This is a genomic window from Micromonospora sp. NPDC047753 (assembly GCF_040642735.1).
GTDB lineage: Bacteria > Actinomycetota > Actinomycetes > Mycobacteriales > Micromonosporaceae > Micromonospora.
Genome location: NZ_JBEYSL010000395.1, coordinates 1 through 6,421 on the forward strand (window position 1 = coordinate 1; position 6,421 = coordinate 6,421).

The following is a 6,421-nucleotide window of genomic DNA, read 5'->3' on the forward strand; positions in this document are numbered from 1 at the left end:
GGGACGGCTCGTCGGCCGGTGTTTGTGCTGCTCGGGCCCTTTCCGCCGGCTCGGACCGGTTGGCCGACCTCACCTGACCTGCGCCAAATGCGTGGACCTCGTCGATCACGGCGGGGTTCTGGCCGGCGATCTCCTCGGCGACGAAGATGCCCTGCTGGAAGCCGCGGTGCGCGAGCTGGAGGCCGGGCACGATGTCGCCGACCGCGTAGACGTTCGGCACGCTGGTGCGCAGCCGCTCGTCGGTCAGCACGAAGCCGCGGTCCATCTTGACGCCCTGCTCCTCGTACCCGAGGTTGGCGGTGTTCGGGCCGCGACCCACGGCGACGAGCAGCAGCTCCGCCTCGACGGTCTCGCCGCCCTGGATGGTCAGCTTGACGCCGCCCTCGGTCTTCTCGACCTTCTCGAACGGCTTGCCGACCTTGAAGTTGATCTTCCGCTTGCGGAACGCCCGCTCCAGCGCCTTGGACGACTCCTCGTCCTCGGCGGCGACCAGCCGGGGCAGCGCCTCGACGATCGTCACGTCCACGCCGAAGGACTTCCACACGCTGGCGAACTCGACGCCGATCACACCGCCACCGAGCACGATCACTGACGACGGCACCCGGTCCATCGTGAGGGCGTGGTCGCTGGTGATGATCCGCTCGCCGTCGACCTCCAGGCCGGGCAGGCTCTTCGCGTACGAGCCGGAGGCCAGGACGATGTTGCGGCCGGTGTAGCGCTTGCCGTCCACCTCGACCACGTTCTTACCGACCAGCTTGCCGGCACCCTCGACGATCGTGATGCCCTTGTTGCCCTTCAACATGCCCTGCAGGCCCTTGTAGAGGCGGGCGATCACGCCGTCCTTGTACGAGTTGACGCCGGCCATGTCGATGCCGATCAGCTCGGCCTTGACCCCGAACTGCTCCGACTCACGGGCCTGGTCGGCGATCTCGGCGGCGTGCAGCAGAGCCTTCGTCGGGATGCAGCCGTTGTGCAGGCAGGTGCCGCCGAGTTTGCCCTTCTCGACCAGCGCGACCTTCAGGCCCAGCTGGACGGCGCGCAGCGCGGTCGCGTAGCCGCCGCTGCCACCTCCGAGAATGACAATGTCGAAGGTCGCTTCGTTCGGCTCGCTCACGTCCAACTCCCAGGTCGCGTCGCTGCATCGGGGGTCACAGAGGTGTAACACGGACACACCCCACCTCGGTCATCTTGTCACCACTGGGCACAGGGTGCGTACCGAGGTGCCCAACGACACGTCATCGACACGTACCCTTGGCACCGTTGTCGATGACGCTCGGTGGGGGAGAGAACCGGTGGGCTTGTTCCGGCGCCGCAAACAGGCGGCTGTGCCGAGCCATGACCGTGCTGCCAGTCGTGGGGATCTGGACCATTTGGAGAACTTCATCCGGAGTCGGCGCGGCGTCGAGGCGTACATCGAACCCCGTACGACGGTGACCGAGACCACCGTCATCCTGATCGCCGACGACGGGGAGTGGACCCGTCGGCGCATCGACGGCCCGGACGGAGCCCGGCGCTTCGCGTACCGGATGGGCATCCCGGTCTACGACGTCCGGCTGATGGGCTACCCGCAGCGGATGCGTGACTTCAACGAACGCCGCAAACGTCGCCCCGAGCGGTAGTGAAAGGGGCCCCCGGCGTCGACCGGGGGCCCCTCGCTTTCCGTTCCGTCAGCCGTTGGCGGCGACATCCTCGACGAGCTGCACCAGCGTGCGGACCGGAACGCCGGTGCCGCCCTTGGTCCAGTAGCCGGTCGGCTCGCCCGAGTGGTAGCCCGGACCGGCGATGTCGATGTGCGCCCACGCCACGTCGTCGGTCACGAACTCACGCAGGAACACGCCGCCCTGCAGCATGTGACCGGCCCGGTCCATCCCGGCGTTGACCTGCGAGATGTCCGCCACGTCCGACTCCATGCCCTTACGGACGTCGTCGGGCAGCGGCATCGGCCAGGCTGGCTCGCCGACGGCGTCGCCGGCCACCTTCACCCGGTCGCACAGCTGCGGGGTGCCCATCACGCCGGCCATCCGCTTGCCCAGCGAGATGACCTGGCCGCCGGTCAGGGTGGAGGTCTCGAACAGGTAGTCGGTGCCGTCCGCGCAGGCACGGGCCATGGCGTCGCCCAGGATCATCCGGCCCTCGGCGTCGGTGTTGAGCACCTCGACCCGCTTGCCGTTGAACATGGTGATCACGTCACCCGGCCGGTAGCTGGTGCCCGACGGCATGTTCTCCGCCATCGGCAGGTACGCGCTGACCGCCACCGTCGGCTTCAGCGCGGCGATCGCCAGCATGGCCGCGCCCACCGCGGCGGCGCCCGCCATGTCGGACTTCATCTCCCACATGCCCTGCGCCGGCTTGATCGAGATGCCGCCGGTGTCGAAGGTGATGCCCTTACCGACCAGCGCGACCCGCTTGCCGTTGCCGCCGCCCTGCGGGGTGTAGGTCAGCTTCACCAGCCGCGGCGGGGCCTCCGAGCCCTGCCCGACCGCGACGATGCCGCCGTACCCGCCAGCGGCCAGCGCCGCCTCGTCGAGCACCTCGACGCCGAGGCCCGCCTCGCGCGCCGCGCTGGCGACCGCGTCGGCGAACGACGGCGGACGCAGCTCGTTCGGCGCGGTGTTCACCCAGTCCCGGCTGAGCCGGACCGCGCCCGCCACCGCCTGCGCCCGGACGACCTCCGCCTGGGCGCCCGCGTCGCCGGCGTCCGGCACCGCGATGAGCACCTCGGCCACCGGCTCACGCCGGGTCGGCTGGGGCCGGGTCTTGTAACCGGGGAACCGGTACCCACCCAGCAGCGCGCCCTCGGCGACCGCGCGCAGCTCGGCCGACGCGTCCGCGTCGTCCGGCAGCGGCAGCGCCAGCGCGACAGTGGGCGCGCCCGCCAGAGCCCGGATCGCCGCACCCGCGGCCCGGCGCAGCGTCTCCGGGGCCGGGGCGGCACCCGACGGCTCCGGGCCGAGCCCGACCGCGGTGACCAGCGGGGCGGTCACGGTGCCCAGCGTGGCCAGCTTGATCACCTCACCCGGCCCGCCGGTCGCGCCGAGCAGCGCGAGGGTCTCGGTCAGCTTGCCGTCGAACGCGGCAGCGATGCTCTCGGCGCCGCTGGCGAGCAGCAGGGTGCCGGCGAGGCCGCTGGTGGCGCCCTGCTCTCCGGTCTGGCTGTGCACGCCGATCACGATCGCGTCGACGGCGAGCTCCGCCGGGTCGGTGTCGACCAGGCTCAGGTTGGTGGTGCGGGGTGAAGTCACTGAAGCTACTCCGGGCGGGCCGGGCCGGTCGCGGCGTCGCGTACCAGCGGTGAAGGTCTCCGGCGGAACCTACCCGCCGGACGTCATGGCTGTCCCGCCGACAGCGCCAGCGGGCTCCCGCCGATGCTAACCAGCGACGTTGCCCCCGGTAAGTTGCCACCCATGACCGACGTGACCTCCGACGCTGCCGCGACCCGGCTGCGCCGTTCCCCGCTGCACGAGCGGCACACCGCCGCCGGAGCCAAGTTCGCCCCCTTCGGGGGCTGGGAAATGCCCCTGGAGTACGCCGGCGGCGGGGTGCTCAAGGAGCACACCGCGGTGCGTACGGCGGTCGGGGTCTTCGACGTGTCACACCTGGGCAAGGCCCGGGTGAGCGGCCCCGGCGCGGCCGACTTCGTCAACTCCTGCCTCAGTAACGACCTGGGCCGGATCGGCCCGGGCCGGGCGCAGTACACGCTCTGCTGTGACGACGCCACCGGCGGTGTGGTGGACGACATCATCGCCTACCTCTACGCCGACGACCACGTCTTCCTCATTCCGAACGCGGCGAACACCGCCGAGGTGGTGCGCCGGTTGCGCGCCGCCGCTCCCGCGCAGGTGACAGTCACCGACGAGCACGAGGCGTACGCGGTGCTGGCCGTGCAGGGTCCCCGCTCGGCCGAGTTGCTGGCCGCCCTGGACCTGCCCACCGAACACGGCTACATGAGCTTCTCCGCCGCGAGCCTCGCCGGGGTGGAGCTGACCGTCTGCCGCACCGGCTACACGGGTGAGCTGGGCTACGAGCTGGTGGTGCCGGCGGAGCACGCGGTCACCGTCTGGGATGCGCTCTTTACCGCCGGCGCGGCGTTCGAGCTGCGCGCCTGTGGGCTCGCCGCCCGGGACACGCTGCGGACCGAGATGGGTTACCCGCTGCACGGGCAGGACCTCTCCCTGGACATCAGCCCGGTGCAGGCCCGCTCCGGCTGGGCGGTCGGCTGGGACAAGCCGGCCTTCTGGGGCCGCGACGCGCTGCTCGCCGAGAAGGCCGCCGGCCCCCGGCGTACGCTGCGCGGCCTGGTGGCCGTCGACCGGGCGATCCCACGGCCCGGCATGACCCTGCACGTGGGCGACACCCAGGTGGGTGAGGTGACCAGCGGCACCTTCAGCCCGACGAGGAAGCAGGGCATCGCGCTGGCCCTGCTGGACACCGACGCCAACCTGACCGACGGCGACGAGGTCGAGATCGACATCCGAGGCCGCCGAGCCCCCCTGAAGCTGACCAAACCCCCCTTCGTAACCCCCTCAGTGAAGTAACCCCACCCCTGGCCCCACCCCCAGACCTGGTTGATCATGAAGTTATTGCCACGACACGCCGACGGCGGTGGCAACAACTTCATGATCAACGCGGAGAGGGGGCCGGGCGGACCGGGAGTGGGCGGGGGAGCGGGGGGGGGGTTAGCGCGAGGGGGTTGGGGGTTCGCCGGAGTCCAGGACTGCCTGGGTCCAGCCGCCTTCGATGACGCCTGTGGCGTCCAGGACGGCCCAGTCGACCACGTCGGTCGTCTCCACGACCACGGGGGCGCCGATGCGGACGCTCTGGTCGGTGTTGGCGTCGCTGGCGCTCACGCCGACGATGCGTTCCGGGGTCTCCCACGACGTGACGCCCGCCCAGACGTACTCCGGGCCGTCGTCTCCGGGCAGGCCGTACTTCACCACCAGTTGTGACTCGGTGGGGAGAAGGCCAGCGACGAACCGGGCCCGAGCGTCATCCAGCGAGGCCCGGGCGGTGGCGACCGCACGGCTCATCGCGTCACCGGAGCGGGCGTAGCGCACGTCCGGCTGGATGCCGGAGAACAGGGTCGCGCAGGCGGCGGCGTAGTAGCGCCCGTCCGGGCCGGGGTGCCCGGCCGGCGGGCGCAGGCTGAGGAACGAGTCGGCCTCCGGGTCGGTCGCCGGGTCCAGTTCGAGGCGCAGCAGCACCGGGGCGGTGGCGCCGTGCTGCTCCGGGTTGCCGTACGCCACAGCGATGTCGTGCCCGGTGACAGTGGCCAGCACCGGGAGCTGCACGAACGCCGGCACCTCCTCGCCGGTGAGCCCGTCGGTCCAGTCCCGCAGCAGTCGGCGGGCCGCCCCGGTCATCACCGCACCCCAGGCCCGGGTGAGGTGGTCGGGCACCCCCTGGGTCTGCAACTCCAGCAGACCGAAGCGGCGCAGCCCCTTGGTGGTGAACCACAGGCCCTCGGTGTCCGACGAGTACGGCACCAGCACCCAGTCGACAAGTCGGATGCGGCCCTGCTCGTCGGGGAGGGAGCGCAGCGCGGTCGCCGGGTCGAGGAACTGGAGGCCGAAGACGTCCACCACGTCGCTGTCGACGGATTCCGCCACGGCTGCCGCGACCGCCCGCGCGGCCCACTCGTGCGCGGGTGGCCAACCGGGCCGATACTCGGCCTGTACGACCACCAGGTGCGTCGCCGCCGCCAGCCGGTCCAGTTGCTCCTTGGTGGCACCGAACGCGGTGAGCAGGTCCGGTGGCAGCTCGGGGAACTCGGCGATCGGCCGGGTCTCGACGCTCATCAGCGGGCTGTCGAGCATCTGCCGGGCCAGCCCGTGCACCGGCTCGGCCAGTCGGCCGGTCAGGGCCGCCACCGCGGTCTTCGCACTGACCTTCGGTAGCCCCGCCATCGGCACCAGGTAGGTCGCGCTGAGCGACTCCGGCACCGGGACGGGCAGGAAGTCGTCCGTGATGAGCATTGTGGGTTCCCCCGGTGGCCGCGCCGGTGTTGTCGAGCCGAACGCTACCCGGCCCGCCGGGCCCGGTTCAGCCGGACAGCACCAGACCCAGGTAGACCAGCGTGGTGACCACCTCGACGGTCGCGCCGAGGACGTCACCGGTGATCCCGCCGAGGCGGCGTACCACGTGGTTGAGCAGCGGTAGCGCGACGGCGGTCGCGGCGACGACGGCCAGCGGCCCCTGCCATGGACGGCCCGGCACCGCGGGCACCGCCAGCAGCACGACGGCGACCGCGCCGGCGGCCACCGCCACCGGGCCGACAGTGCCGGCGATCGTGCCCACCGCCCCCGGGTGGCGCTGCTGGACATCCGGATGCCGCGGTTGGACGGGTTGGCCGCCGCCGCCGAGATCCGCCGGGTTGCTCACCCAGGGCGCCGCCGGCACCGCGCTGACCTGGATGGATGCCCGG

6 protein-coding genes are annotated in these 6,421 nt (G+C 71.8%); 2 read left to right on the forward strand and 4 right to left on the reverse strand.

The annotated features are described in order from the left end of the window. The coding region (locus tag ABZ749_RS26460) for a dihydrolipoyl dehydrogenase (RefSeq protein ID WP_357232542.1) at positions 1-1,114 on the reverse strand (1,114 nt) is incomplete at its 3' end. Between the two features lie 178 nt (positions 1,115-1,292). Between ABZ749_RS26460 and ABZ749_RS26465 the strand changes: the two genes are divergently transcribed. Further along, the gene (locus tag ABZ749_RS26465; protein WP_355007761.1) at positions 1,293-1,619 is read left to right on the forward strand and encodes a hypothetical protein; all 327 of its coding nucleotides are present in this window, start codon (positions 1,293-1,295) and stop codon (positions 1,617-1,619) included. A gap of 48 nt (positions 1,620-1,667) precedes the next feature. Here ABZ749_RS26465 and ABZ749_RS26470 read toward each other — a convergent pair whose 3' ends face one another. Then, positions 1,668-3,242, reverse strand: coding sequence for a leucyl aminopeptidase (locus tag ABZ749_RS26470; RefSeq protein ID WP_357232545.1), 1,575 nt, complete (start codon positions 3,240-3,242; stop codon positions 1,668-1,670). A gap of 162 nt (positions 3,243-3,404) precedes the next feature. Here ABZ749_RS26470 and gcvT point away from each other — a divergent pair, with 162 nt between their 5' ends. Continuing rightward, a complete protein-coding gene (gcvT, locus tag ABZ749_RS26475; RefSeq protein WP_357232548.1) occupies positions 3,405-4,535 on the forward strand; it encodes a glycine cleavage system aminomethyltransferase GcvT in 1,131 nt (376 codons plus the stop codon). A gap of 141 nt (positions 4,536-4,676) precedes the next feature. On the opposite strand, the gene ABZ749_RS26480 is transcribed toward gcvT, so the two are convergent. Both ABZ749_RS26480 and ABZ749_RS26485 read right to left on the reverse strand, forming a co-directional pair. After that, a complete protein-coding gene (locus tag ABZ749_RS26480; RefSeq protein ID WP_357232551.1) occupies positions 4,677-5,972 on the reverse strand; it encodes a DUF2314 domain-containing protein in 1,296 nt (431 codons plus the stop codon). 67 nt (positions 5,973-6,039) lie between these two features. Next, positions 6,040-6,421 (reverse strand): adenosylcobinamide-GDP ribazoletransferase (locus ABZ749_RS26485; protein ID WP_357232554.1); only part of this gene is annotated, 382 nt, incomplete at its 5' end.